Origin of the sequence: Burkholderia stagnalis, assembly GCF_902830275.1 — a bacterium.
GTDB lineage: Bacteria > Pseudomonadota > Gammaproteobacteria > Burkholderiales > Burkholderiaceae > Burkholderia > Burkholderia stagnalis.
Genome location: NZ_CADESW010000003.1, coordinates 11,846 through 37,211 on the forward strand (window position 1 = coordinate 11,846; position 25,366 = coordinate 37,211).

General features: G+C 66.5%; 26 protein-coding genes. 14 read left to right on the forward strand and 12 right to left on the reverse strand.

Features of this window, described 5'->3' with window-relative positions; all coding sequences use genetic code 11:
- Positions 1-46 precede the first annotated feature (46 nt).
- Positions 47-1,516, forward strand: coding sequence for an NADP-dependent succinate-semialdehyde dehydrogenase (gene gabD, locus HWY45_RS07100; protein WP_059565769.1), 1,470 nt, complete (start codon positions 47-49; stop codon positions 1,514-1,516).
- 94 nt (positions 1,517-1,610) lie between these two features.
- Here the strand turns inward: gabD and HWY45_RS07105 are convergent, their stop codons facing one another.
- Entirely contained in the window at positions 1,611-2,048 is a 438-nt protein-coding gene (locus HWY45_RS07105) for a hypothetical protein (RefSeq protein ID WP_150999107.1), read from the reverse strand.
- 218 nt (positions 2,049-2,266) lie between these two features.
- Between HWY45_RS07105 and HWY45_RS07110 the strand changes: the two genes are divergently transcribed.
- From HWY45_RS07110 to HWY45_RS07120, 3 genes are read left to right on the forward strand one after another with little or no spacing between them, the layout of a single operon-like run.
- Complete coding sequence (locus tag HWY45_RS07110) at positions 2,267-2,803, forward strand: PAAR domain-containing protein (protein ID WP_081069928.1); 537 nt, start codon at positions 2,267-2,269, stop codon at positions 2,801-2,803.
- Positions 2,804-2,807: 4 nt separating this feature from the next.
- Positions 2,808-3,455: a M35 family metalloendopeptidase gene (locus HWY45_RS07115; protein ID WP_081059609.1), complete on the forward strand. Its 648-nt coding sequence runs from the start codon at positions 2,808-2,810 to the stop codon at positions 3,453-3,455.
- Positions 3,445-3,894: an OmpA family protein gene (locus tag HWY45_RS07120; RefSeq protein WP_081069927.1), complete on the forward strand. Its 450-nt coding sequence runs from the start codon at positions 3,445-3,447 to the stop codon at positions 3,892-3,894. Before HWY45_RS07115 ends, HWY45_RS07120 begins: the two co-directional genes overlap by 11 nt.
- 71 nt (positions 3,895-3,965) lie before the next feature.
- Here HWY45_RS07120 and HWY45_RS07125 read toward each other — a convergent pair whose 3' ends face one another.
- The 3 genes from HWY45_RS07125 to pcaF all read right to left on the reverse strand — a co-directional run bounded on the left by HWY45_RS07125 (position 3,966) and on the right by pcaF (position 9,052).
- Positions 3,966-5,510: a methyl-accepting chemotaxis protein gene (locus tag HWY45_RS07125; RefSeq protein ID WP_059920334.1), complete on the reverse strand. Its 1,545-nt coding sequence runs from the start codon at positions 5,508-5,510 to the stop codon at positions 3,966-3,968.
- 361 nt (positions 5,511-5,871) lie between these two features.
- A complete protein-coding gene (locus HWY45_RS07130) occupies positions 5,872-7,416 on the reverse strand; it encodes a methyl-accepting chemotaxis protein (RefSeq protein WP_059957957.1) in 1,545 nt (514 codons plus the stop codon).
- A 433-nt stretch (positions 7,417-7,849) separates the two neighbouring features.
- On the reverse strand, positions 7,850-9,052 hold the full coding sequence (pcaF, locus tag HWY45_RS07135) for a 3-oxoadipyl-CoA thiolase (protein ID WP_059565772.1): 1,203 nt from the start codon (positions 9,050-9,052) through the stop codon (positions 7,850-7,852).
- A 221-nt stretch (positions 9,053-9,273) separates the two neighbouring features.
- On the opposite strand from pcaF, the gene HWY45_RS07140 reads away from it, so the two are divergent.
- Positions 9,274-10,062 carry an IclR family transcriptional regulator gene (locus HWY45_RS07140; RefSeq protein WP_059565773.1) on the forward strand — a complete coding sequence of 263 codons (789 nt, stop codon included), beginning with the start codon at positions 9,274-9,276 and terminating at the stop codon, positions 10,060-10,062.
- Positions 10,063-10,141: 79 nt separating this feature from the next.
- Here HWY45_RS07140 and HWY45_RS07145 read toward each other — a convergent pair whose 3' ends face one another.
- From HWY45_RS07145 to HWY45_RS07160, 4 genes are all read right to left on the reverse strand, one after another.
- The gene (locus tag HWY45_RS07145; RefSeq protein ID WP_059801383.1) at positions 10,142-11,476 is read right to left on the reverse strand and encodes an MFS transporter; all 1,335 of its coding nucleotides are present in this window, start codon (positions 11,474-11,476) and stop codon (positions 10,142-10,144) included.
- A gap of 53 nt (positions 11,477-11,529) precedes the next feature.
- The gene (locus tag HWY45_RS07150) at positions 11,530-12,717 is read right to left on the reverse strand and encodes a M20 aminoacylase family protein (RefSeq protein WP_059565775.1); all 1,188 of its coding nucleotides are present in this window, start codon (positions 12,715-12,717) and stop codon (positions 11,530-11,532) included.
- A gap of 176 nt (positions 12,718-12,893) precedes the next feature.
- Entirely contained in the window at positions 12,894-13,904 is a 1,011-nt protein-coding gene (locus HWY45_RS07155) for an AraC family transcriptional regulator (RefSeq protein ID WP_059565776.1), read from the reverse strand.
- A 3-nt stretch (positions 13,905-13,907) separates the two neighbouring features.
- On the reverse strand, positions 13,908-14,372 hold the full coding sequence (locus HWY45_RS07160) for a GNAT family N-acetyltransferase (RefSeq protein ID WP_230942231.1): 465 nt from the start codon (positions 14,370-14,372) through the stop codon (positions 13,908-13,910).
- A gap of 246 nt (positions 14,373-14,618) precedes the next feature.
- On the opposite strand from HWY45_RS07160, the gene HWY45_RS07165 reads away from it, so the two are divergent.
- From HWY45_RS07165 to HWY45_RS07175, 3 genes are all read left to right on the forward strand, one after another.
- Positions 14,619-16,370: an ABC transporter permease subunit gene (locus HWY45_RS07165; RefSeq protein ID WP_059879627.1), complete on the forward strand. Its 1,752-nt coding sequence runs from the start codon at positions 14,619-14,621 to the stop codon at positions 16,368-16,370.
- Complete coding sequence (locus tag HWY45_RS07170) at positions 16,367-17,392, forward strand: extracellular solute-binding protein (protein ID WP_059565777.1); 1,026 nt, start codon at positions 16,367-16,369, stop codon at positions 17,390-17,392. The genes HWY45_RS07165 and HWY45_RS07170 overlap by 4 nt, the downstream gene beginning before the upstream one ends.
- 66 nt (positions 17,393-17,458) lie before the next feature.
- Positions 17,459-17,779, forward strand: coding sequence for an H-NS histone family protein (locus tag HWY45_RS07175; protein ID WP_059801381.1), 321 nt, complete (start codon positions 17,459-17,461; stop codon positions 17,777-17,779).
- A gap of 30 nt (positions 17,780-17,809) precedes the next feature.
- Here the strand turns inward: HWY45_RS07175 and HWY45_RS07180 are convergent, their stop codons facing one another.
- Together HWY45_RS07180 and HWY45_RS07185 are read right to left on the reverse strand one after the other, a co-directional pair.
- Positions 17,810-18,427: a glutathione S-transferase family protein gene (locus HWY45_RS07180; protein ID WP_059879559.1), complete on the reverse strand. Its 618-nt coding sequence runs from the start codon at positions 18,425-18,427 to the stop codon at positions 17,810-17,812.
- Positions 18,428-18,452: 25 nt separating this feature from the next.
- On the reverse strand, positions 18,453-18,818 hold the full coding sequence (locus HWY45_RS07185) for a hypothetical protein (protein ID WP_059879556.1): 366 nt from the start codon (positions 18,816-18,818) through the stop codon (positions 18,453-18,455).
- Positions 18,819-18,900: 82 nt separating this feature from the next.
- Between HWY45_RS07185 and HWY45_RS07190 the strand changes: the two genes are divergently transcribed.
- Both HWY45_RS07190 and HWY45_RS07195 read left to right on the forward strand, forming a co-directional pair.
- A complete protein-coding gene (locus tag HWY45_RS07190) occupies positions 18,901-19,347 on the forward strand; it encodes a MarR family winged helix-turn-helix transcriptional regulator (RefSeq protein WP_059879552.1) in 447 nt (148 codons plus the stop codon).
- A gap of 68 nt (positions 19,348-19,415) precedes the next feature.
- Complete coding sequence (locus HWY45_RS07195) at positions 19,416-20,009, forward strand: hypothetical protein (RefSeq protein WP_059879548.1); 594 nt, start codon at positions 19,416-19,418, stop codon at positions 20,007-20,009.
- Between the two features lie 42 nt (positions 20,010-20,051).
- Here the strand turns inward: HWY45_RS07195 and HWY45_RS07200 are convergent, their stop codons facing one another.
- Together HWY45_RS07200 and HWY45_RS07205 are read right to left on the reverse strand one after the other, a co-directional pair.
- Entirely contained in the window at positions 20,052-20,453 is a 402-nt protein-coding gene (locus HWY45_RS07200) for a CopD family protein (RefSeq protein WP_059879546.1), read from the reverse strand.
- On the reverse strand, positions 20,450-20,758 hold the full coding sequence (locus HWY45_RS07205) for a DUF3817 domain-containing protein (protein WP_059879544.1): 309 nt from the start codon (positions 20,756-20,758) through the stop codon (positions 20,450-20,452). The genes HWY45_RS07200 and HWY45_RS07205 overlap by 4 nt, the downstream gene beginning before the upstream one ends.
- 104 nt (positions 20,759-20,862) lie before the next feature.
- Between HWY45_RS07205 and HWY45_RS07210 the strand changes: the two genes are divergently transcribed.
- From HWY45_RS07210 to HWY45_RS07225, 4 genes are all read left to right on the forward strand, one after another.
- Positions 20,863-21,834, forward strand: a complete 972-nt coding sequence (locus HWY45_RS07210; RefSeq protein WP_059879541.1) for a GlxA family transcriptional regulator — start codon at positions 20,863-20,865, stop codon at positions 21,832-21,834.
- Between the two features lie 95 nt (positions 21,835-21,929).
- A complete protein-coding gene (locus HWY45_RS07215) occupies positions 21,930-22,850 on the forward strand; it encodes a LysR substrate-binding domain-containing protein (RefSeq protein ID WP_059565785.1) in 921 nt (306 codons plus the stop codon).
- Between the two features lie 236 nt (positions 22,851-23,086).
- The gene (locus HWY45_RS07220; RefSeq protein ID WP_059565786.1) at positions 23,087-23,869 is read left to right on the forward strand and encodes an ABC transporter substrate-binding protein; all 783 of its coding nucleotides are present in this window, start codon (positions 23,087-23,089) and stop codon (positions 23,867-23,869) included.
- A 216-nt stretch (positions 23,870-24,085) separates the two neighbouring features.
- Complete coding sequence (locus HWY45_RS07225) at positions 24,086-25,201, forward strand: succinylglutamate desuccinylase/aspartoacylase family protein (protein ID WP_059565787.1); 1,116 nt, start codon at positions 24,086-24,088, stop codon at positions 25,199-25,201.
- The last annotated feature ends 165 nt before the right edge of the window (positions 25,202-25,366 follow it).

Here is a 25,366-nt window from a genome sequence, read left to right on the forward strand (position 1 = left end):
ACCGCGGCGGCCGTCGCATCTGCAGCATCCGCAAACAGGCATCCCCATGAGCACTGTCCAAGAAACGCTTTCCCTGAAAGACCCGTCGCTGTTCCGCCAGCAGGCCTACGTCAACGGCGTATGGCAAGGCGCCGCGAACGGCGAGACGTTCGAAGTCCGCAACCCGGCGACGGGCGGCCTCGTCGGCGTGGTGCCGGCGATGGGCGCGGCCGAGACGCGCCAGGCGATCGAAGCCGCCAACGCCGCATGGCCGGCGTGGCGCAAGAAGACCGCGAAGGAACGCGCGGCGATCCTGCGCAAGTGGCACGACCTGATGATGGAACACGCCGACGACCTCGCGCTGATCCTGACGACCGAGCAAGGCAAGTCGCTGGCCGAGGCGAAGGGCGAGATCGGCTACGCGGCATCGTTCCTCGAGTGGTTCGCGGAGGAAGGCAAGCGCGTGTACGGCGACACGATTCCGACCCCGGCGAGCGACAAGCGCATCGTCGTGACGAAGGAGCCGGTCGGCGTGTGCGCGGCGATCACGCCGTGGAATTTCCCGGCGGCGATGATCACCCGCAAGGTCGGCCCGGCGCTCGCCGCCGGCTGCCCGATCGTCGTGAAGCCGGCCGAGGCGACGCCGTTCTCGGCGCTCGCGATGGCCGTGCTGGCCGAGCGCGCGGGCGTGCCGGCCGGCGTGTTCAGCGTCGTGACGGGCGACCCGAAGGCGATCGGCGGCGAGCTGACGTCGAGCCCGATCGTGCGCAAGCTGTCGTTCACCGGCTCGACGCCGGTCGGCCGCCTGCTGATGGCGCAATGCGCGCCGACGGTCAAGAAGGTGTCGCTGGAGCTCGGCGGCAACGCGCCGTTCATCGTGTTCGACGACGCCGATCTCGACGCGGCCGTGCAGGGCGCGATCGCGTCGAAGTACCGCAACAGCGGCCAGACCTGCGTGTGCACGAACCGCTTCTACGTGCATGAAGCCGTGTACGACCAGTTCGCGCAGAAGCTCGCGGCGGCGGTCGGCCAGCTGAAGGTCGGGCGCGGCACCGAGCCGGGCGTCACGCAAGGCCCGCTGATCAACGAAGCGGCGGTGCTGAAGGTCGAGGCGCACATCGAGGACGCGCTCGCGAAGGGCGCGACCGTCGTGACGGGCGGCAAGCGCCACGCGCTCGGCCACGGCTTCTTCGAGCCGACCGTGCTGACGGGCGTCACGCCGGCGATGAAGGTCGCGAAGGACGAGACGTTCGGCCCGCTCGCGCCGCTGTTCAAGTTCAGCAGCGACGACGAGGTGATCCAGCTCGCGAACGACACCGAGTTCGGCCTGGCCGCTTACTTCTACAGCCGCGACATCGGCCGCGTGTGGAAGGTCGCCGAAGCGCTCGAATACGGGATGGTCGGCGTGAACACGGGCCTGATCTCGAACGAAGTCGCGCCGTTCGGCGGCGTGAAGCAGTCCGGCCTCGGCCGCGAAGGCTCGCACTACGGCATCGACGACTACGTCGTGATCAAGTACCTCTGCCTGGCCGTCTGACGGTTCGGGGCCTGCCGCTTCGGCGACAGGCCCTGGCCGCCCGGCCGGAACCGGGCGGCCCGACGCGGGCCGGCGCCTCTCCGTTGCGCCCGCGTCACCTTGATACGCGCGATGTCTCCCCGCTCCGCGGACGCGATTTCGATCGCGGCATCCGCCGAACGAATACTGTCCAAAACGGCCAGCGCATCCAGATCAACGTCGGTATAACGCCACGCAAGGCGTTCGAAGGCGCGCCTTTGGGCCGAACCAGCTTCTCGCGGGTCAGCCAGCGCCGCGCCAGCCGATTCGCGGGCGCGCGGCTGAAACCGCTGAAGCGGCGCAGGTAGCGCAACACCAGCCCGCGACTGGCGCGCTTGAGTCGGCGATGGTGCCGCCGGCCAGCACCGATGCGATCCATGTGCAGCGCGCTACGGGCATCGATTGCGGGCACAAATTCCAGCGTCTCGGTTCCGTCGAGTATGGCGCGTACCTGTTCGATGGTGCGAATTCTTGTTTCATTCAAATCGATGATCATCCACAGATCATCAACCATCCCGACTAGCCTACAGTCCATCGGCAGTCGATCCCTTGCCGCGTCCGCTTCAGCCCAGGCTCATCGTCCCGTTGAAATGCGGAGGAAATGCTCCATCCAGGCTCATCTTCCGCTGGACAGCGCTTTGGATTGCTAACATAAATCATACTCGTCCAATATACGAATCAATCGCTACCGGCGACCCTCCATAGCTCGTCCATACGACTGAGGAAACGACCATGAGCCGACGAGCAGTCAGGAACGGCGACACGACGACAACGGGCGGCATCGTCATCGCCGTTACGTCTACGATGTCCAATCACGGCAAAAAGGTCGCCCTGGATGGCGACAAGGCGACATGCGGAAATTGCGAGGGGACGTTCCTGATAGCGGGCAGTGCGCAGCGCATGATTCACCGCGGGCGATGTGTTGCGCTGGAGGGTGACGCCGTACTCTGTCCATGCGGGCAAAACCGACTCATCGCGGGTAGCGACAGCTCGATTTTCTATGGCGGCAAAGGCGGTCACAATGCAGCGAACCCGTTCGTCACACCTTCGACATACACTCCCACGAGACACGCGCCCGGGTCGGGCATCCATGACGATCAGTTCGTGATCCGCGACGTGCGGACAAAACAACTGTTAAGCAACGTGCGCTATTGGATCAAGGATCAATCCGGGAACGTGCTGGCGTCAGGCGTGAGTGACCGGAACGGATGTACCGTGCGCGTGCAGACCGAAGGCGCGCAGACATTGAAGCTTGTAATCGAGGATTGAGCTGATGGGGAACCAAACTACCGTTGCCGAAACAACGACAAACACCATCTCAGGATCACAGCGATTCGCGGACGTTGACATGCGGCCGATCTGCGAAAACATGCCTAATTCAGAATTCCGAGTCGTATTCGCCAAGGCTCAGGCCAAAGCCGTCGAGAAGCTAGGCGCACGCACCGCCGCTTTGCAAAGGTGGTCGCAGTCCGAAAAAAATCGCGTGTTCAAGTGGTTCGGCCGTAACGACGAGCGAACGCGTATGCACCTGCTCACCGGCTTAACGAAAGTGCTTGATGTAGTTCGAGCGTTCAACGAAAACAATGTCGTTCGAAGCGGCAGTGCTGGCGATCTGGCGACGGGCTGCACGCCTCATCCGCGCGGAACAGCCAACGAAGCCGCTCACGTATGCGCACCGGACACGGCAACACATACCATCGCTATCAGCGCGCGATTCTGCACGATGCGCCCATGGACCGACGGTGCTGATTCTCATGTATCGACTATCATCCATGAAGCAACCCACTTCCGCGACACCATGTCTTCGACAGACGATCAATACACAATCACGCCATTTCTCGCGCCTTGGGGCCGGTCAAATCCTGACTTGGCAATCCACAACGCCGACAGCATCGCGGGGTACGTTGTCGATGGCGACTAAATTCCTAACCGCCGCCGCGCTCGCGTTGTGCTGCGCACATGCAGCATTCGCGTGTGACGGTGCGTCGAACATGCCCGCTCATTACATCGATATTGTTTTCGATGCTGATTCGAGCGCGATTTCTCCGGCCGAACTGTCGAGGTTGTCGGCATGGTCGAGCGACATGCACAAGCGCTTTCCGATCATTGATACGGTATGGCTGATCGGACTGGCCAAGCAATCCGAACGTGACGCGCAACAGCTTGCAACGCGACGAGCGAAAAACGTGATGGCGGTCCTAGATCAGTTTTCGATCCGTGGCGAGAAAAGCGCCTTGGCAGGGAAAATTTTCAAGCCGGACGAGTTCGGTCAATCCGGGCGACGCGTCGAAGTGAACGTTAGTCCGGGATGCCCTAACCACTGTTGCCCGAACCTGAATCCCATACCCAGGACGCAATGACGTAGCACGACACCCCAACGCCGGCCCGCGCAATGCGGGCCGCCTTCCTCCTGCCTCGCACGTTTCCGCCATCACCGAAACGCATTCACCGCATCGACGAGCCGCGTCGCCTGCTGCTGCAGGCTCTCCGACGCCGCCGCGCTCTGCTCGACCAGCGCCGCGTTCTGCTGCGTGATGCTGTCGAGATGCACCACCGCCTGATCGACCTGCGTGACGCCCGAGCTCTGCTCGGCGGTCGACGCGCTGATCTCCGCGATCAGGTCCGACACGCGCTTCACCTGCGCGACGATGTCCTCCATCGTCCGGCCCGCGCCGTCGACCAGCTGCGCACCCGATGCAATGCGTCCGACGCTATTCTCGATCAGCGTCTTGATCTCCTTCGCCGCATTCGCGCTGCGCTGCGCGAGCGCGCGCACCTCGCCCGCGACCACCGCGAACCCGCGCCCCTGGTCGCCCGCGCGCGCCGCCTCCACCGCCGCGTTCAGCGCGAGGATGTTGGTCTGGAACGCAATCCCGTCGATCACGCCGATGATGTCCGAGATCCGCCGCGAGCTCGCGCTGATGTCATTCATCGTATTGACGACTTCGGACACCGCCTGCCCGCCGCGCACGGCCGCCTCGCTGGCCGAAACGGACAACTGGTTCGCCTGCTGCGCCGTCTGCGCGTTGCTGTCGACGGTCGCCGTCATCTGCGCCATCGACGCCGCCGTTTCCTGCACGCTCGACGCGGCCTGCTCCGTGCGCGCGCTCAGGTCGTTGTTGCCCTGCGCGATCTCGCTGCTCGCGCGCTGCACGTTGTGCACCTGCTCGCTGACGTCGTCCACCAGCCAGCGGAACATCAGCCCGAGCTGGTTGATCGTGCGCAGCGTCATGCCGATCTCGTCGATGCGGTTCATCCGCACGCCGCTCCGGCTTTCGCCGGTCGCGACGTTCAGCGCCTGGTCGCGCAACTGCTTCAGCGGGCGCACGATCTGCGCATCGAGCCACACGCCCGCCGCGGTAGCCAGCCCGGCCGTCACCGCCGCGAACGCCGCGAGCGGGACGCCCGTCAGGCCGCAGGCCCAGCCGGTGCCGACCACGGCCGGCGCCATCACGAGCAGCGCCGAATGGATCCGCCCGCGCACCGACATCGTCTGCAGCAGCGACGCGGCGCGGAAGATCCCCGTGCGAACCACCAGCCCCTTGAAGAAGCGCCGGCTGCCGGCCTTGCCTTCGCGGAACGCGCGATACAGCGCGTCGGCGGCCGCGACCTCGTCGCGCGGCGCCTTGGTGCGCACCGACAGGTAGCCGTGCGGCCGGCCGTTGCGCATCACCGGCACCGCATTCGCGCGCACCCAGTAGTGGTCGCCGTTCTTGCGGCGGTTCTTCACGAGCGCAGACCACGCCTCGCCGCCCTTGAGCGTCGCCCACATGTCGGCGAACGCCTCCTTCGGCATGTCCGGGTGGCGCACGAGGTTGTGCGGCTGGCCTTCGAGCTCTTCGCCCGCGTAGCCGCTGATCTGGATGAAAGTCGCGTTCGCGTACGTGATGATGCTGTCGGTGTCGGTGGTCGACATCAGCGTCGCGTCATCGGGGAATTCGAATTCGTGTTGGGTAATGGGCTGGTTATTGCGCATCAGCAGGGCTCCGAATGGCGGGTCTCGCGCCCGCTTCAGGATTGACGACTCGGGACCGTTCGCGTCCGGCTTCATCGCATGCGAATGGTCATGCCTCTGCTATTCGGCAAACTCTTCTAAAACCTTACCCCTTGCGTGTAAAAAATATGTCAAAAAAGAGTGCGCACTGATTTACGTCAACAAAATTGCTTTTCCGAGAAATGATCGACCCATTAATGAACAGTAAAAATCAAATAAATAGCAATACGATTATTTCTGTTTTCAAAACATGAAATTTCCCGGAATAGACGCGCAGGCATTTTCCGGCATCGAATGCCGGCATTCACGCGGCGGAGCGTGCCGGCGCCCCGCCGCGCCCGCCTCACTGGAACACGTTTACCGCATCGACGAGCCGCGTCGCCTGCTGCTTCAGGCTCTCCGACGCCGCCGCGCTCTGCTCGACCAGCGCCGCGTTCTGCTGCGTGATGTTGTCGAGATGGACGACGGCCTGGTCCACCTGCGCGACGCCCGTGCTCTGCTCGGCCGTCGACGAGCTGATTTCCGCGATCAGGTCCGACACGCGCTTCACCTGCGTGACGATGTCCTCCATCGTGCTGCCCGCGTCATCGACACGCCGCGCGCCGGACTCGACCCGCTCGACGCTCGCGTCGATCAGCGCCTTGATCTCCTTCGCCGCATTCGCGCTGCGCTGCGCGAGCGCGCGCACCTCGCCCGCGACCACCGCGAACCCGCGCCCCTGGTCGCCCGCGCGCGCCGCCTCCACTGCCGCGTTCAGCGCGAGGATGTTGGTCTGGAACGCAATCCCGTCGATCACGCCGATAATGTCGGCGATCTTGCGCGAGCTCTCGGTGATGTCGCTCATCGTCGTGACCACCTCGGACACCGCCTGCCCGCCCCGCACGGCCGCCTCGCTGGCCGAAACGGACAACTGGTTCGCCTGCTGCGCCGTCTGCGCGTTGCTGTCGACGGTCGCCGTCATCTGCGCCATCGATGCCGCCGTCTCCTGCACGCTCGACGCGGCCTGCTCCGTGCGCGCGCTCAGGTCGTTGTTGCCCTGCGCGATCTCGTTGCTCGCGCGCTGCACGTTGTGCACCTGTTCGCTGACGTCGTCCACCAGCCAGCGGAACATCAGCCCGAGCTGGTTGATCGTGCGCAGCGTCATGCCGATCTCGTCGACGCGGTTCATCCGCACGCCGCTCCGGCTTTCGCCGGTCGCGACGTTCAGCGCCTGGTCGCGCAGCTGCCGCAGCGGGCGCGCGATCTGCATGTCGAGCCAGACGCCCGCGGCGACGGCCCCGCCCGCCGCGCCGACGGCGAATGCGGCCAGGCCGCCCCCCGTCAGGCCGCAGGCCCAGCCCGCGGCGATCACCGCTGGCGCGAGCGTAAGCAGCGGCAAATGCAGCCGCCAGCTCACCGACAGCGTCTGGAACAGCGACGTGACGCGCGCAACGCCCGTGCGCACGATCAGCCCCTTGTAGAAGCGGCGATTGCCGGCCTTGCCTTCGCGGAAATCGCGATACAGCGCCTCGGCGGCCGCGATCTCGTCGCGCGTCGCCTTCGTGCGCACCGACATGTAGCCCTTCGGCTGGCCGTTGCGCATCACCGGCACCGCATTCGCGCGCACCCAGTAGTGGTCGCCGTTCTTGCGGCGGTTCTTCACGAGCGCCGTCCACGGCTCCCCGCCCTTGAGGGTCGCCCACATGTCGGCGAACGCCTCCTGCGGCATGTCCGGGTGCCGCACGAGATTGTGCGGCTGGCCTTCTATTTCGTCGCTGGAGAATCCGCTGACCTGGATAAAGGCCGCGTTCGCGTAGGTGATGTAGCTGTTCGTGTCGGTGGTCGACATCAACGTCGCGTTATCGGGAAACTCGAATTCGCGTTGGGTGACGGGCTGATTGTTGCGCATGGGGTAGGGCTCCGGTGGTCGGGTCTTGCGCCCGCTTCTGGATTGACGGATTTCGACCGGCGCCTCCCGGAATTCCGCAAGCCACCGATTCGATCCCTACGCTTTCGGCATCTTTTTCGAAAACATGATCCGTCTAAGGGTAAAACATGTACATCTAATGCGATTTCTTATCTCCATCAAACAAATCGTTCATGGATAAACGCCAGACCCAATCCGGACAAGGTTTCCAGCGCGGTCCGACGATGAATCCCGCAGCGTGTCCATGCATCGATTGATTCAATGAAATTGCCTCGATCGCAGTGCGAATATGTCTCGTTTCAGATCGGCGCATCGCATCAAATCCATGCGGCCCAAAACAGAACCGCCCGGCCTCGCGCGACAGGCGCGCGAGCCGGGCGGACGGGATGCGTGCGGCCGCGCCGCACGCACGGCATCAGATGCGTTCGATCGCGAGCGCGATGCCCTGGCCGACGCCGATGCACATCGTGCACAGCGCATAGCGGCCCTTCGTGCGATGCAACTGGTACATCGCGGTGGTGACGAGCCGCGCGCCCGACGCGCCGAGCGGGTGGCCGAGCGCGATCGCGCCGCCGTTCGGGTTCACGCGCGGATCGTCGTCGGCGACGCCCAGCATCCGCAGCACCGCGAGCCCCTGCGACGCGAACGCCTCGTTCAGCTCGATCACGTCGAACTGGTCGATCGTCATGCCGAGCCGGGCGAGCAGCTTCTGCGTGGCCGGTGCCGGGCCGATGCCCATCACGCGCGGCGCGACGCCCGCCGTCGCCACACCGAGCACGCGCGCGCGCGGCGTCAGGCCGAAGCGCTTCGCGCTCGCCTCGTTCGCGAGCAGCAGCGCACATGCGCCGTCGTTGACGCCCGACGCGTTGCCGGCCGTGACCGTGCCGTCCGGACGCACGACGCCCTTGAGCTTCGCGAGCGCCTCGAGCGACGTCTCGCGCGGATGCTCGTCGCGTGACACGACGAGCGGGTCGCCCTTCTTCTGCGGAATCGTCACCGCGACGATTTCCTCGGCCAGCGTGCCGTCCTGCTGCGCACGCGCGGCCTTCTGCTGGCTGCGCAGCGCGAACAGGTCCTGGTCAGCGCGGCTGACGTTGTAGTCGGTCGCGACGTTCTCGCCCGTCTCCGGCATCGAGTCGACGCCGTGCAGCTGTTTCATCAGCGGATTGACGAAGCGCCAGCCGATCGTCGTATCGAAGATGTCGGCCTGGCGCGCGAACGCGGTGGCCGACTTGCCCATCACGAACGGCGCGCGGGTCATGCTCTCGACGCCGCCCGCGATCATCAGCCGCGCTTCACCGGACTTGATCGCGCGCGCGGCGGAGCCGACGGCGTCCATCCCGGAGCCGCACAGCCGGTTGATCGTCGAGCCCGGCACGTCGATCGGCAGGCCGGCCAGCAGCGCGGACATGCGCGCGACGTTGCGGTTGTCCTCGCCGGCCTGGTTCGCGCAGCCGTAGATCACGTCATCGATCGCGGCCCAGTCGACGTCGCGGTTGCGCTCGACCAGCGCCTTGAGCGGCACCGCGCCGAGATCGTCGGCGCGCACGCCGGACAATGCACCGCCGTAACGCCCGATCGGGGTGCGGATGGCATCACACAGGAAAGCTTCGGTCATCAAGTGTCTCCAGGAATCCAGGAAATGGAACGGGCACCCCCATTGCATTGCCCGCCGGGATGCGCTCTAATGTTCTATATACGAACATAAGATCGTGTATCGAACGTTCGAAGCATCATAGGGAGCGCGGGGACGACCTGTCAAGCGCCGGCGGCGGCCGCGTGGTTGGCGTGTCAGGCCCCATGCGCTATCTTCTCGGCTGCACGACATTCCGACAGCTCATGACTACCGAAGACATCCAGGCCAAACCCGGCGACTCCTACGTCCAGTCGTTCGCGCGCGGGCTCGCGGTGATCCGCGCGTTCGACGCGAACCGTCCCGAGCAGACCCTCACCGAGGTTGCGTCGGCGACCGGCCTCACGCGCGCGGGCGCGCGCCGGATTCTCCTCACGCTGCAGACGCTCGGCTACGTCGAGGCGGACGGCCGGCTGTTCCGGCTCACGCCGAAGATTCTCGAGCTCGGCTTCGCGTACCTGACGTCGATGCCGTTCTGGAATCTCGCGGAACCGGTGATGGAGCAGCTGTCCGCGCAGATCCACGAAAGCTGCTCGGCCGCGGTGCTCGACCGCACCGAGATCGTCTACGTGCTGCGCGTGCCGACGCACAAGATCATGACGATCAACCTGTCGATCGGCAGCCGGCTGCCCGCGTACTGCACGTCGATGGGCCGCGTGCTGCTGTCCGCGCTCGACGATGCGGCGCTCGACGCGACGCTCGCGCAAAGCGGCATCCGCGCGCACACGCAGCGCACCATCACGGATCTCGGCGAACTGAAGGCGACCATCGCGCAGGTGCGCCAGCAGGGCTGGGCCGTGGTCGACCAGGAACTCGAAGTGGGGCTGATGTCGATCTCCGCGCCGATCCGCAACCGGCGCGGGCAGATCATCGCGGCGATGAACGTGAGCGGCAATGCGCAGCGGCATACCGCGAAGCAGATGGTGAAGGAGTTTCTCGGGCCGCTGCAGCAGGCTGCGCAGACGGTGTCGGAGCTGGTGGCGCGGCGCGGGTGACGCGCGCGCGGCGGATGCCGGACGCATAAGGCGGAAGCCGGGGCCCCGTTCGGCGCCGGCGCCCGCCGCGCACGAGCCGTCAATCGCCCGTGTCCCCCGCCGTCTCCCGCAGCATCGCGACCGCCGCCAGCGACACCAGCACGCACACCGCGACATACCCGGCCGGCGCGAACTTGCTGCCGGTGGTCTGCACGAGCCACGTCGCGACGAGCTGCGACGTGCCGCCGAAGATCGTCACCGCAAGCGCATACGCGATCGAGATCCCGGTCGCCCGCACGCGGCGCGGGAACGATTCGCACATCAGCGCGAATTCCGACGCGGACCCCATCGAGTAGAACAGCAGCATCAGCGCGGTCAGCGGCATGATGACCGACAGCGACGGGTGACGGTTCATCAGCCAGAACGCGGGGAACAGCAGCGCGACGAGCACGCCGCGGCCGACGAAGATCGGCAGGCGCCGGCTGCCGATCCTGTCCGACAGCCAGCCGAACAGCGGGCACGTGACCAGCATCACGCACCCCGACGCGACGCCGACGAACATCGACAGCTTCATCGGCAGCCCGAGCGTGTGGATCGCATAGGTCGGCATGTAGAAGGTCAGGATGTAGGTCGACACCGTGCCGCCCATCACCGTGAGCGTCAGCAGCAGCACCGTGCGCGCGTGCTGCGAGAACAGCTCGCGCAGCACGCCGCCGTCGATGCCGTGATGGCTGTCGCCGGGCGCATCGTCCGCGAGCCGCCGGCGCAGGAACATGCCGACCGGCGCGATCAGCACGCCGACGAAGAACGGAATCCGCCAGCCCCAGCTTTCGAGCGCGCCCTTCGCGAGCGTGTTCGACAGCAGCGCCGCGAAGCCCGAGCCCATCAGCGCGGCGCCGCCCTGCGTCGCGAGCTGCCAGCTCGCGCGGAACCCGCGCCGCGACACGCCGCCCTGTTCGAGCAGCGTCGAGGTCGCCGCGCCGAATTCGCCGCCCTGCGAGAAGCCCTGCATCAGCCGCGCGCAGACGACGATCAGCGGCGCGGCCACACCGATCTGCGCATACGTCGGCGCGATCGCGATCAGGCCCGTGCCGAGCGCCATCAGCATGATCGTCAGGTTCAGCGCGGCCTTGCGGCCGTGGCGATCCGCGTAGACGCCGAGCACGATGCTGCCGAGCGGCCGCGTGAAGAACCCGGCCGCGAACGTCGCGACCGACAGCAGCAGCGACGTCGTCGGGTCGCTCGACGGGAAGTACAGCTTGCCGATCAGCACCGCGAAGAAGCCGTACACGGTGAAATCGAAAAACTCCAGCCAGTTGCCGATCACCGCCGCCGCGATCGCGCCGCGCCGCGTGACCGAAGGGGCAGCGGGTCGGGCGTCGGCCGCGATGGCGACGGACGCGGCGGCAGGCAATGCGAGAGGATCTTTCTGCATCGTTCAGGTCTCCGATCGAATCGGCCGGAAGCGCCGGCCGCGTGCTGCCGGCTTCAGCGGCCCAGATAACGCTCCACGAGGCGCGTCCAGAACGCCGCGCCGATCGGCAGGTTGCGATCGTTGAAGTCGTATTTCGGGTTGTGTACCATGCAGCCGTCCTCGCCCGCGCCGTTGCCGAGGCGCACGAACGAGCCCGGGCGCTGCTGCAGCATGAACGCGAAATCCTCGCTGCCCATCAGCAGGTCGGTCTGCTCGACGACGTTCGCATCGCCCACCAGTTCGCGCGCGACCTGCGCGGCGAAATCGGTTTCCGCATCCGAATTGACGACGACCGGATAGCCTTCGATGTAGTCGACCTGCGCGGTGGCGCCATAACTCGCGGCCTGCGATTCGGCGAGCTCGACGATGCGGCGCTTCAGCAGCGCGCGCACGTCGGGGCTGAACGAGCGCACGCTCAGCTCGAGCCGCGCGCCGTGCGGGATCACGTTGTTCGCGGTGCCCGCGTGCATCGAGCCGACCGTGACGACCGCCGGCTGCGCGGGGTCGACGTTGCGCGCGACGATCGTCTGCAGCGCCATCACGATGCTCGCGGCGACGACCACCGGATCGACCGTGAGATGCGGCCGCGCCGCGTGCCCGCCGACGCCGTCGATCGAGATGATCGCCTTGTCGCCGGCCGACATGAACGGGCCGCGCCGCGTGAGAAACACGCCGGGAGCCGCGCCCGGATGGTTGTGCATGCCGAACACCGCGTCGCACGGAAAGCGCTCGAACAGGCCGTCGTCGATCATCTTCTTCGCGCCGCTGTCGACGCCATGCTCCTCGGCCGGCTGGAAATACAGGTGCACGGTGCCGGAGAAGTTGCGGGTTTTCGCGAGATGCTGTGCGGCGCCGAGCAGCATCGTCGTGTGGCCGTCGTGGCCGCATGCGTGCATCTTGCCGTGCGTCGCGCTCGCGTATGGCAGGCCGGTCGCCTCGACGATCGGCAGCGCGTCCATGTCCGCGCGGATGCCGATGCTGCGCGCGCCGTCGCCCACCCGCAGCGTGCCGACCACGCCGGTGCGGCCGACGCCGCGCGTGACCTGCCAGCCCCATTGCGCGAGCTTGTCGGCGACGAGCGCGGCGGTCTCGACTTCCTCGTACGCGAGTTCCGGATGATGGTGGATGTGATGGCGGATCTCGCGCAGCCCGGCGGCGGCGGGCAGCAGATCCTCGACTTCGGTGTAGCGGGTGTCGGTCATGAAAGGGCTCCGGCTCGTGTTCTGGTGTGGCGTCCGCGTCGGCGGGGCGACGAAAGCGAGCCACTATATCGAGCCAAATCCCGTTCAATAAGATGCTAAATTTTTCACCGCGATAAGCAATTTTAATCAGGGTTTTCCCGGCGAAGCGGCTCGATGCACGCGCTCCGGCGCCTGCGCTATCGCCCGTCCCAGCGCGCCTTGGCCCGCTTCAGCGCATACGTCGAGCCATAGCCCAGCTCCCGCGCCAGCGCCTTCGCGGACGAGCCCGCATGGCCGTGATATTCCAGCGCCCGCGCGCGCCGCACCTCGTCGCGCAACCGGCGATAGCTGACGCCCGCGCGCTCGAATTCCCGCTGCATGCCGCGGTGCGACACGCCGATCAGGCCGGCCAGCTCCTCGGATTTCAGCACGCCGCCATACTCGTGCAGGCACTGCAATGCGCGGGTGACGATCCGGTCGGGCTTCCATGCGCGCAACTCGCGCTCCCGCTGCTCGCACAGGTTCCGCGCCACTTCGTACTCGATCTCGTGGTGGTAGAACAGCGGCGACGACAGATAGCGCCGGGGCATCACGATCGACGTGCTGGGCATGTCGAACAGCACCTCGCATCCGAGCAGCGCCTCATACCGTTCCGGGTGGCTCGGGCGCGGGAAATCGAAGGTGATCCGCTTGAACGCCGGCAGCGGCTGCACGAGGTCCGACACTTCCCGCACGGAGGCCCCGACGCACATCGCCGTGTTCAGGATCCGCAGGTCGGACCGATACGCATAGCCGCCGATCGTGATGACCGCATCGTCGTCGTACTCGTGCAGCACCGACTTGAAGTACGTGATGGCCAGCAGCGGATACGCGTAAGCGAGATTCAACGCGTCGCGCAAGGTCGGGCTCACGAGCATCGCGTGCCCGCGCGCGCCGTATGCGGTCACGGGAATGGCCTTCCCGATCGTGAGGCCGATCGACTCGTCCTCGGTGACGCGTAGCGCATTGGCGAGCACGATCAGCTCCTGCGCATGCGAGACGATCAGGTCCGGCTTGGTCAGGTCCGCGGTCGTGATGCCGGAGCCGTCCAGCAGCGCGTCGACCGAATGGCCGAGCTTCTCGAGCACGCGGACGGTGATGATGATGGTATGCAGGGGCGCCGGGCTTCGGCTCGCAAGGTCGGCCGCCAGCGGAGTCGCGCGCTGCATGGGTCAGCGCCGCAGGGCTTTCGTGAAGATCACTTGCACGCCGTACGCGTCGAGGTTGCCGCGCTGCCACCCGAGCCCCTGGTAGAAGCGATCCGCATTCGACCCGGGGTCCGTCACGAGCGTCACGGTCTGCACGCCCTGCGCCGCGAGCCAGTCGAGCGACTTCGTCAGCAGCGCCGCGCCGATGCCCCGGCGATGATAGTCGGGGCGCACGAACAGCCCGCTGATCATCGGCGTTTCCGCGACGATCGGCAGGCACACGCCCGCCGCGACGCCGCTGGCTTCGTCGACGCAGATCCACCCGCCGCCCTGGTTGATCTGCTCGACGAGCAGGCTCCGGTCCAGCAAATGCACCTGATGCGGATGGATGCGGTTCTCCTTGACCGAAAAGCGGATGTCGTAGAAATCGCCGATATCCTGTTCCGTCAACGGGCGAATGGAAAGATCGTTCAGTTCGCGGCTTTTCAATTTATCTCCAAGCAGAGGCAGCAATTCACACACCGATAATCAACAAAATCACTCACAATTCCAATATTTAAAACTGACCGACCCGGACTATATGGCAATTCGATCGGAATGCGCCGCGCATGGCGCATAAGGTGGTCATATTGGCGCAAAAGGTGCAAATCCGCCATCTCGATTCATTGCGCTTCCGGTAAGCTTTCGTTTGTCAACGTATACCAAAGAAGGTCGGATGCCATGGGGGAGGCGCGCATGCGCGAACATCGGATTACGCTGCCTGCACGGCATGCCGGTTGCTGGCCCGCGGCCATCCTGCTGATCGCCGGCATGCTCGCGCCGATTGCCGTGGTGCTGTATGTCTCCCTTTGCCGGCCGCTGGATTTCGGCGGCGTGGCGTGGGCGTCGCATTCGCTCGATGCCTATGTCGGCCTGATATTCGAACATGATTTCGACGGAAATACGGTATTTAGATCGGCCTATCCTGCGATCTTTTTCCGCTCGTTTTTATTCGCATCGGCCACCACGCTCCTTTGCGTCCTGACCGGATTGCCGACCGCATTATTCATCGCCACCCAGAAAGCGTCCCGGCGCACGACTTTCCTGTTGCTGGTGATTGCGCCCTTCGCGATCAGCCTCGTCGTGCGTGCATATGGCTGGGTCATCCTGCTCGCGGACGGCGGCCTCGTGAACCAGGAGTTGAACGCGCTGCTCGATCGGCCGGGCGCGTCGGGCATCCTGTATTCGAACACCGCCACGATGATCGGGCTGGTGTCCATTTTCTTCCCCTTCATGGTGTTGCCGATCTACGCGACGCTGCGCGAGTTCGACTGGGAGCTCGCCGAAGCGGCCGCCACGCTCGGCGCATCGCCCGCCGCCGTGCTGCGCCGGGTCGTGATCCCCGCCTGCATGCCGGGCGTCCGGGCCGGCATCGCGCTGGTGTTCGTGCCCGCGCTGGGCGCGTACGTCGTCCCGGACCTGCTCGGCGGCGCGAAGTCGATGATGGTCGGCAATCTCGTGCAACTGGCGTTCACGTCCGACCGCAACTGGCCGCTGGGCGCCGCCCTTTCCGTCGCATTGATCGGCCTCGTCGGGCTCGTCGCATGGTTCGCACGGCGCGCGCCGCTGATCCCCGTGCGCGGCGCCGGCGGCCGCGACAGCCACGCCACTTACCCGGGCGTCGCATGGATCGCGCTGCCGATGCTCGCGTTTCTCTATGCGCCGATCCTCGCGCTCGTCGTCACCAGCTTTTATGCGGGGCCGTCCGCGCTGGTCTGGCAGGGATTCGCGATGGACGCCTACGCGCAGGTGCTGGCCGACGAGAACCTGCTGCGCGCCGCGTCAACGTCGTTCTGCCTCGCCGGCTTGACCGTCGCCATCGTGACCGTGGTGGCGGTGCCGGCCGCCATCGGCATCGGCGACGGCAGCGCGGGAATCGCGCGGCTGTTCGAGCAGGTGCTGAAGATCCCGCTCATCGTCCCGGAGATCGTGCTGGCCATCGCGACGCTGCTCGGGTTCGCCGCGCTGTCGATCGAGCTGAATTTCCTGACCGTGCTGTTCGCGCATGCGGTGTTCTGCCTGCCGGTCGCCTATCTGCCGATCAGGGCCAGCGTGCAGAAGATCGACCGGGATCTGCTCGATGCGGCCGCGACGCTGTCGGCCACGCCGTTCCAGACGTTCCGGAGCGTGACCTTGCCGCTCATCTGGCCGGGAATCATGACCGGCGCGATCCTGAGCTTCGTCACGTCGCTCGACGATTTCGTCACCACCTATTTCGTTGCCGGGGCCGGCGTGATCACGCTGCCGACCTACCTCTACGGCGCGCTGAAGGTCGGCGTGTCGCCGAAGATCAGCGCGATCTCCACGATCGTCATCGTCGCGTCCGCGCTGCTCGTGATCGCCGGCGCGGTGCTGAACCGGCGCCAGCAGCACCGCGACGGGAAGCGTGAGGCGATCGCGCCCGCCTTGATGACCACACCTGTACGACTAGCAAGGGGTATTGAGTGAAGAAACTGATTCTCGCCGCGGCCTGTTCGCTGTCCGTTGCCGCCCATGGTGCCGAACTGCATTTCGCGAACTGGCCGGACTATTTCCCGTCGTCGCTGCTGGCCAAGTTCCAGAAGGAGACGGGCATCAAGGCCACGCTCGACACCTACGACAGCGACGCCACCCTGCTGACCAAGCTCCAGGCGGGCGGCGGCAGCTACGACGTGGTGGTGGCCGGCGACTACTACGTGCCGGTGCTCGCGAACGGCGGCCTGCTGACGAAGCTCGACAAGTCGAAGCTGCCGAACCTCGCGAACGTCAAGCCGGAGTACCGGCACCCGACGTTCGACCCCGGCCGCGACTACGCGATGCCGTACACCATCGTGCTCACCGGGATTTCGTACGACAGCGCGCGCGTGCCCGGCGGCAAGCTCGACGACTCGTGGAAGTCGTTCTTCGAGCCCGCCGAGGCGCTGCGCGGCCAGGTTGCCGACCTCGATGTGCAGGAAGAACTCTACATGGCCGCGAGCTGGTATCTCGGCCAGAACGAATGCACCGAGAGCGCCGCCGATGCGAAGCGGGTGCTCGGCGTGCTGATGAAGCAGAAGCCGTACGTCAAGGTTTACAGCAACGACGGCACGGTCGACCGGATCGCGTCCCGGCAGGTGATCGTCGAGCAGAACTGGAACGGCGCGAGCGTGCGCGCGCAGAAGATCCTGCCGAGCGTCCGTTTCGCGTATCCGCGCGAAGGCGTGCGGCTGTTCATGGACAGCCTGCTGATACCGGCCAGGGCGAAAAACGTTTCGGAAGCCTATACGTTCATCAACTGGATGATGAAGCCGGAGAACATCGCGGTGGTGTCGAACGCGCTGAAGTACGACAACGCGATCTCGGGCGCCGAGAAGTTCATGGAGCCCGCGCTGCTCGCCAATCCCGCCGTCGTGACGCCCGCGGCGCTGAAAGGCCGCCTGAAGCCCTTCCAGATGTGTTCGGCGGCGGCCGTCACGCTGCGCAACAAGGTCTGGGCGAAGCTCAAGGAATGAGCGGCACGCGCTTCGCCCTGCAACAGCGGTCCGTTTTCATCCGGAGATTCATCGGAGTCAGTCACCTTGAAACATGATCACCAAGAATCCTATGGCGCGCTGAAGCACAAGCTTCGCGAAATCGAGGCGGCCATCGAAGAGGCGCGCAAGCGGGAAATCGAGTCGGTCCTCGCGTCGATACGAAAGACCATGATCGAATACGGCATCACGGAGCGCGACCTCTTTGGCGAACGCAGGCGGGCCGCCGGCCGCAACGGCCGGCTCGGCCGCCTCAAGCCCAAGTACCGGAATCCGGAGACGGGCGAGACCTGGGCCGGGCGCGGACGCCCGCCGCGATGGATTTCGGGCAAGCGCTACGACGCGTTCCTGATTCGCCCCGACGCATAGCCAGCCCGCGGCTCACGCCGCCCTGCGCCGTCACGCCGCCTTGAGCGCCTCGGCGATGCGCTGCGGCGCCTTCGGCCGCGCATACAGGCGTTCGAGATACGCGCGCAATTGCGGGAACCCGTCGATCAGCTTCAGTTCGTTGGCCCAGTCGATCAGATAGGCCGTCACGCAGTCGGCGATCGTCAGCGCGTCGCCGACGATGAACCGGCGCCCTTCGAGATGGGCGTCGAGGATCGCGGCCATCGCGATGAAGTCGTCCCGCGCCAGCGCGATATCGGCCGGCAGGCGCTTCTCCGGCGGGTAGAGCATCGTATGCCGCGTGATCCTCCATAGCGGCTGCTCGAGCTCCGTGACCGCGAACATCACCCAGCGATAGACCTGCGCCCGCCCGGCCAGGTCGACCGGCAGCAGCGCCTTCTCCGGGTACTTGTCCGCGAGATACAGCACGATCGCGGCCGACTCGGGAATCACGAGGTCGCCGTCCACCAGCACGGGCACCTTGCCCGCGGGGTTGAGGCGAAGGAATTCGGGCCGCTTGTGCTCGCCCTGAAGCAGGTTGACCGAGACGAACTCGAAATTCGCGTCGAGCTCCTTGAGCCCCCATAGCGCGCGCTGCGTGCGCGTTCCGGGGAATCCGTACAGTTTCATGGCGCACCCCCAATGTGTCGAACGCTCATGCGCCGGGAATCGGCAGCACCGGCATCACGTCGATCGACTCGCCCGGGAAGATCGTGAAATGCGGGTGGTTTTCGAACAGCCGGGCCGCGTCTTCGTGCGACGCGGCGCGCACGACCGTGAAGGCCGTCAGCGCATTGGACGCATCGACGATGCCTTGCTCGCCGATCGTCTTGGTCTTGCCGAGCGGCCCGCCGATCTCGAGGATCGACGCCCGATGCCGTTCGACCCACGCCTTCCATGCGGCAATGCCTTCCCGTTCCCGCGCATGCCGCTCCTGGTCCGTCATCGCGAGCCACGCCTTCATGCGCGGGCTGTCCTTGCTGCCGAGGAAAACGGCGAGAAACACCTGTCGATCGCTCATGACCCCTCCGTCCGGTGAAGGGCGCAACGGGGCGTCGCGCCCTGCCCTTGACACGATAGGTTGATATCAACACAATTGCAACATGTCACGAAAAGAAGCCCTCCCTTTCGAATCGACGCTGATGGTGCGCGATTGCTGCCTGTGCCTGCACATGCAGCGGGCGGCACGCAATCTCGCACGCGTGTTCGACGACGCGCTGCGCCCGCTGGACCTGACGAACGGGCAGTTTTCGCTGCTGATGTCGCTGAACCGCCCCCACCCGCCGGCGATGAAGGACGTGTCGGCGCTGCTGGCGATGGATCGCACCACGTTGACCGCGGCGCTCAAGCCGCTCGAACGGCGCGATCTGATCGTCATTACGCAGGATCCCGACGACAAACGCAGCCGCCTGCTCAGCCTGACGCCGGCCGGCCATCGCCTGTTGGCCAAGGCGTTCCCGGTATGGCAGCAAGCGCACGCGGAGATCGAGAAGCCGTTTTCCGCGGAGGAGGTCGACCGGCTGCGCGACCAGTTGCGCGCGCTTTCGTAACGCTTGCGACGCAAAAGGCAGCCTGCCGGCGCCGATGCTACGATCGGGCTTTACGTCACGGAGCCGCCATGAACGCACTGGGCATCATCCCGGAATCGTCGAGCCGGACGGCCGGCAACCGGCCGCCGTTCATCCCGTCGTTCGGCTTCCATGAATGCCATCAATCGCGGCCGATCGACGCGCCGCCCGACCGCATCATCGACACCGTCGCGTCGCTGGACATGCGCACCGACCCGATCGTCAACACGCTGCTGACCGTGCGCGAATTCCCGTCGGCCGTGATCGGCGCGCTGCGCAACGAAGCCGCACGCCGCGAACGCGAGCCCTTCGGCCTCGACACGTTCACGCTGCTGCAGCGCGACGACCGCTCGCTGTCGCTCGGCCTCGTCGGCCGCTTCTGGCGCCCGGATTTCGACCTTCGAACCATCGCCGATGCCGACGCCTTCGTGCACCACGCCGACCCGCGCGATGCGAAGCTCGTGCTGCGTTTCCAGGTGGCGGACTGCGGTCACGGCGCACATGCGTTGCGCACCGAAACCTTCGTGCATTGTCCGACCGCACGCACGCGGCTTCGATTCATGCCGTACTGGCTCGCGATCCGGCTGGCGAGCGGCTGGATCCGCCGCCGCACGCTGACGGCCGTGGAAGCGGCGCTCGCGTGACGGGGAAACGCCGCGCGGGCCCGCGCGCCATGTCACCCCGCATCAGAACGGCTTGATCACGACCAGCCCGACGACGATACCCGTCGCGACAACGACTGCGCCCGCAGCCTGCCCAAGCCACGGTTTCGGCATGACGACGAGATCGTCGCGCGTCATGCGCCGCAGCGTGCCGGCCAGGATGCCGTGCAACGCCGACAGCGCGACCACGACGACGAGCTTCAACGACAGCCACGCATCGCCGAACCAGTGCCCGTGCAGCGCGAGCGCGATGCCGGTGATCCAGACGAGCGCAAGCGCCGGCGCCGTCACGACGCGATCCCAGCGCCGCACCGCGCGATGAACCGCGAGATTGGCGATGCGCACGCACACGGACAGCATCAGCAGCCCGCCTGCGAACGTAACGACGGCCAGCACATGAACGGCCTTGAGCAGCAGGTAGCTCATTGCGCCTCCCGCCTGCGCGCGATCCACCCGGCGCTCGCCAGCCCCGCGAACGGCACGAGCGCCGACAGTACGAGCCGCGCAACCTCCGCCCTGCTCCACAGCCCGCTCGACGCCGTGCCGACCACCGCCCACACGTACGTCACGAACGCGACGCCGTGAATCGGGCCCATGATCGACACCGCGGCCGGAACGCCGGCCAGATGCTTGAGCGGCACGGCGACACACACCAGCGCGACGAGCGTGGCCGCCTCCAGCAACGACAGGTATTGCAGGTTCCGCAGCGCCGTGCGGTCGTCTTCTTTCATTGCGGGCCTCCATGTGGGTGCCGCCATTGTCGCGTGTGGAGCAGGTTCGAACCATTGGCTAAAATGCCAGCTTCCAACGAATTCCGGCCACGGCCTCGAAGCCCATGCACACGCTCGCCGTTCTCGCGCTGCCCGACGTCGTCCCGTTCGATCTTGGCGTCGCGTGCGACACGTTCGCGCGCGTGCGCGTGCCCGACACGGCGGGCGCGTACCGTGTGCAGGTCTGCAGCGAGCAGGCGCGCGTCGCCGGCGACCTGTTCGAACTACGGCCCGCGTTCCGCCTCGACGGGCTGGACGATGCCGATACGATCGTCGTCCCCGGCACGTCCACGCCGCTGGTGCCCACGTCGCGCCGCGTGCTCGCGGCGCTGCGCGCAGCAGCCGAGCGCGGCTGCCGGATCGCGTCGATCTGCACCGGCGCGTTCGTGCTCGCGGAGGCGGGGCTGCTCGACGGACTGCGCGCCACGACGCACTGGCTCGCGGCCGCGGAACTCGCGCGCCGCTATCCTCGCGTGTCGGTCGATCCGAACGTGCTGTTCGTCGACAACGGCCAGGTGCTGACGTCGGCCGGCGCGGCGGCGGGCATCGATCTGTGCCTGCACATGATCCAGGCCGACTATGGCGCAGCGGTCGCCGCCGACGCCGCCCGCTGCGCGGTGACGCCGCGCATGCGCGAAGGCGGGCAGGCGCAGTTCATCGCCCCTGAGCGTCGAACCGGCGGTTCGACCGGCGGCCCGGCCGGCGCCGAAGGGCTGCACGACCTGATCGACTGGCTGCACGCGAACCTGCACCGCCCGCTCACGCTCGACGCGATGGCGCGCCAGGCGTCGATGAGCGTGCGCACGCTGACGCGGCGCTTTCACGCGCAAACGGGCACGTCGCCGCTGCAATGGCTTCAGACCGCGCGCGTCCGGCATGCGCAGCAGCTGCTGGAAATCACCGAACGGTCGATCGAACATGTCGCGACGGAGGCCGGCTTCGGCTCGGTCACCGCCTTCCGCGAGCGTTTCGCGCGCATCGTCGGCACCTCGCCGCAGCGGTATCGGCAGGCGTTCCGGGCCCGGTCGGGCGCGTAGCGCGCAATGAACATCCCGCTTGCGCACGCACGCCGCCGCGCAACCTTCCCGCCCGATGCCGCACCCGGGCCTTCACGCGTTTCCGGACCCGACTCATGACCCGCATCCGCAGCCCCCTGAACATCGCGCAGCTCCAGGCCTTCGTGTCGGCCGCGCACCACCGGAGCCTGCGCGCCGCCGCGCGCGAGCTCGGCGTCACGCAGCCTGCGATCACGCACACGATCCGCGAGCTGGAAACGGCGCTCAGCGCGGAGCTGCTGGTGCGCAGCGTGCGCGGCGTCGAGCTGACCGCCTGCGGCCACGCGCTGCTGCCGCGCGCCGAGCAGCTGCTCGGCGACATGCGCCGCACCGTCGAGGCGGTCGAGCAGGTGAAGGGCGAAATGTCGGGGCGCGTCGCGCTCGGCACGATGCCGTCGATCGCGCTGACGGCGCTGCCGCACGCGGTGACGGCGTTCCGCCGGTCGATGCCGAACGTGAGCCTGCATCTGGAAGAAGTGACCGTGCCGGACGCGCTCGCGCAATTGCGCAACGGCACGCTCGACATCGCTGCAATGCACCATGTCCCGACGCTCGACCGCGAATTCACGCAGCGGCCACTGTTCTCGACCGAATTCACCGTCGTGATGCGCGAAGGCCACCCGCTCGCACACGCGCGCCGGCTGGAGGAGTTGCTCGATGCCGAATGGATCGTCACGGTCGGCGCCGACCAGTTTCCGCACAGCGTGATGCTGACGATGTTCGACGCGCGCGGCCTGCCGCGGCCGAAACGCCTGCTGCGCTCGCCGATGTCGTTCGCGGTGACGCTCGGGCTCGTCGCGCGCTCGGACGTGATCGGCTGCTTCACGCGCCCGCTCGCGGCAATGGTCGCGCCGCTCGGCATCCGCACCGCCGAGCTCGACGAAACCCTGCCGCGCTTCGACCTGTCGATCCTCGCGCGGCGCGACCTGCTGCCGACGCCCGCCGTCAGCGAGTTCGTCGCGTGCCTGCAGCGGGCAGTCAACGAAACGCTGGGCTGAATCGTTCCTTTCCTTGAAACGGTCGCGCAAGCTTTACCGCGCCGCCGTCCGGCCCGTCCGGCGACTATCGGGGCATGTCCTAGGCGCACCGGCGGTATTTTGTCTTGATAATCTCCGCACGTCGTGCGCCCCTATCGGGCGGGCGAAACGGACTGTCCGACGCGAAGCCGCGCCGGGCCGAACGCTTACGGCGCGGCACAACCGCGCACCCATCGAACAAAACGAGGAGTCACCGAGTGAAAAAAATTCTTGCGGCTGTGACGGTTGCCCTGCTCGCCGTATCGGCCGGCAGCGCATACGCAAAGGACTGGACCACCGTGCGTTTCGGCGTCGACGCAAGCTACCCGCCTTTCGAATCGAAAGGCCCGGACGGCAAGGTCGTCGGCTTCGACGTGGACCTCGGCAACGAAATCTGCGCGCGCCTGAAGGCGAAGTGCGTGTGGATCGAGAATGACTTCGACGGCATGATTCCGGCGCTGAAGGCACGCAAGTTCGACGGCGTGCTGTCGTCGATGTCGATGACGCCGGCGCGCCAGGAGCAGATCGCGTTCTCGGCGAAGCTGTTCAACACGCCGACGCGCCTCGTCGCGAAGAAGGGTTCGTCGCTGATGCCGGACGCGAAGTCGGTGAAGGGCCACCGCATCGGCGTCGAGCAGGGCACGATCCAGGAAACGTACGCGAAGACCTACTGGGCGCCGGCCGGCGCGACGGTGGTGCCGTACCAGAACCAGGACCAGGTCTACGCCGACCTGATCGCGGGCCGCCTCGACGGCGCGCTGCAGGACGCGGTGCAGGCCGACATCGGCTTCCTGAAGACCGCGCGCGGCAAGGACTTCCAGTTCGCCGGCGGCGACATCGACGATCCGAAGACGCTCGGCAACGGCGCGGGCATCGGCCTGCGCAAGGAAGACACCGACCTGAAGGCGAAGATCGACAAGGCGATCGGCGACATGCGCAAGGACGGCACGTACGACAAGATCGCGAAGAAGTACTTCGATTTCGACGTCTACGGCAAGTAAGCCGCGCGCAATTTCCGCGCACGCAGACGGGCTCCGCGAGGAGCCCGTTTTTTTATGCACGCGCGCTGCGGGATGTGTTTTTTTCCGCACCAAGCGGATGATTCGAAAGGAAAAAACCGTCGATCCGGCACCGGTTTGATGGGTTCGCGACAGGCAACGTACAATCGATCTTCCACGCACACCGGATCATTCGCGGCTGCGCCGCACTCCCTCATCATGCAAACGCAGACCCATCCGCTGATTTCCCCCGCCGTCGGCACCGAACGCCAGATCACGAGCTTTCACTACGGCCCGCGCGGCGGCCAGAAGATCTACATCCAGTCGTCGCTGCACGCCGACGAGCTGCCCGGCATGCTGGTCGCCACGCTGCTGCGCCGCAAGATCGCCGCGCTGGAGAGCGCCGGCAAGCTGCGCGGCGAAATCGTGATCGTGCCGGTGCCGAACCCGATCGGCCTCGCGCAGCACGTGTTCGGCGATCACCTCGGCCGCTTCGAGCTCGGCTCGATGCAGAACTTCAACCGCAATTTCTACGATCTCGCGGCGCTCGTGCTGCCGCGCGTCGAATCGCGCCTGACGGGCGACGCGCAGCGCAACGTCGCGGTCGTGCGCGCCGCGATGCGCGAAGCGCTCGACGAGCAGGCGCCGCGCACCGAGCTCGAATCGCAGCGCCTCGCGCTGCAGAAGCTGTCGCACGACGCCGACATCGTGCTCGACCTGCACTGCGACAACGACGCGGTGATGCACCTGTATACGAACCCCGATCTGTGGCAGGACGTCGAGCCGCTCGCACGCTATCTCGATTCGCAGGCGTCGCTGCTCGCGCTGAACTCGGTCGGCAACCCGTTCGACGAGATCCACAGCTTCTGCTGGTCGGATCTGCGCGCGCGCTTCGGCGACCGCTTCCCGATTCCGAACGGCGCGATCTCGGTCACCGTCGAGCTGCGCAGCGAGCGCGACGTGTCGTACGAATTCGCGGAAAAGGATGCGCAGGCGATCGTCGAATACCTGACCGGGCGCGGCGTGATCGACGGCACGCCCGCGCCGCTGCCGCCGCTCGCGTATCCGGCGACGCCGCTCGCGGGCACCGATCCGCTCGTCGCGCCGGTGTCGGGCGTGATCGTGTTCCGCACGCCGGTCGGCGCGTGGATCGAGGCGGGGCAGGAAGTGGCCGACATCGTCGATCCGCTGACCGATCGCGTCGTCACGCTGAAGAGCAGCGTGTCGGGCGTGCTGTATGCGCGCCAGGTCGTGCGCTTCGCAACGGCCGGCATGGAAGTCGCGCGCATCGCCGGCGCGACGCCGATCCGCACCGGCTCGCTGCTGTCGGCCTGATCGGTTGGCCTGAACCGTTGGCCTGAACCGTTGGCCTGATCGGTCGGCCTGATCGGTCGGCCTGATCGGTTGGCCTGATCGGCCGGCCTGAACCGCGGCGCCGGCCGCCGGCTTTCCTGTCGACAAAAGCACATCGCCCGCTTGCGCGGGCGATGTCGTTTTCGC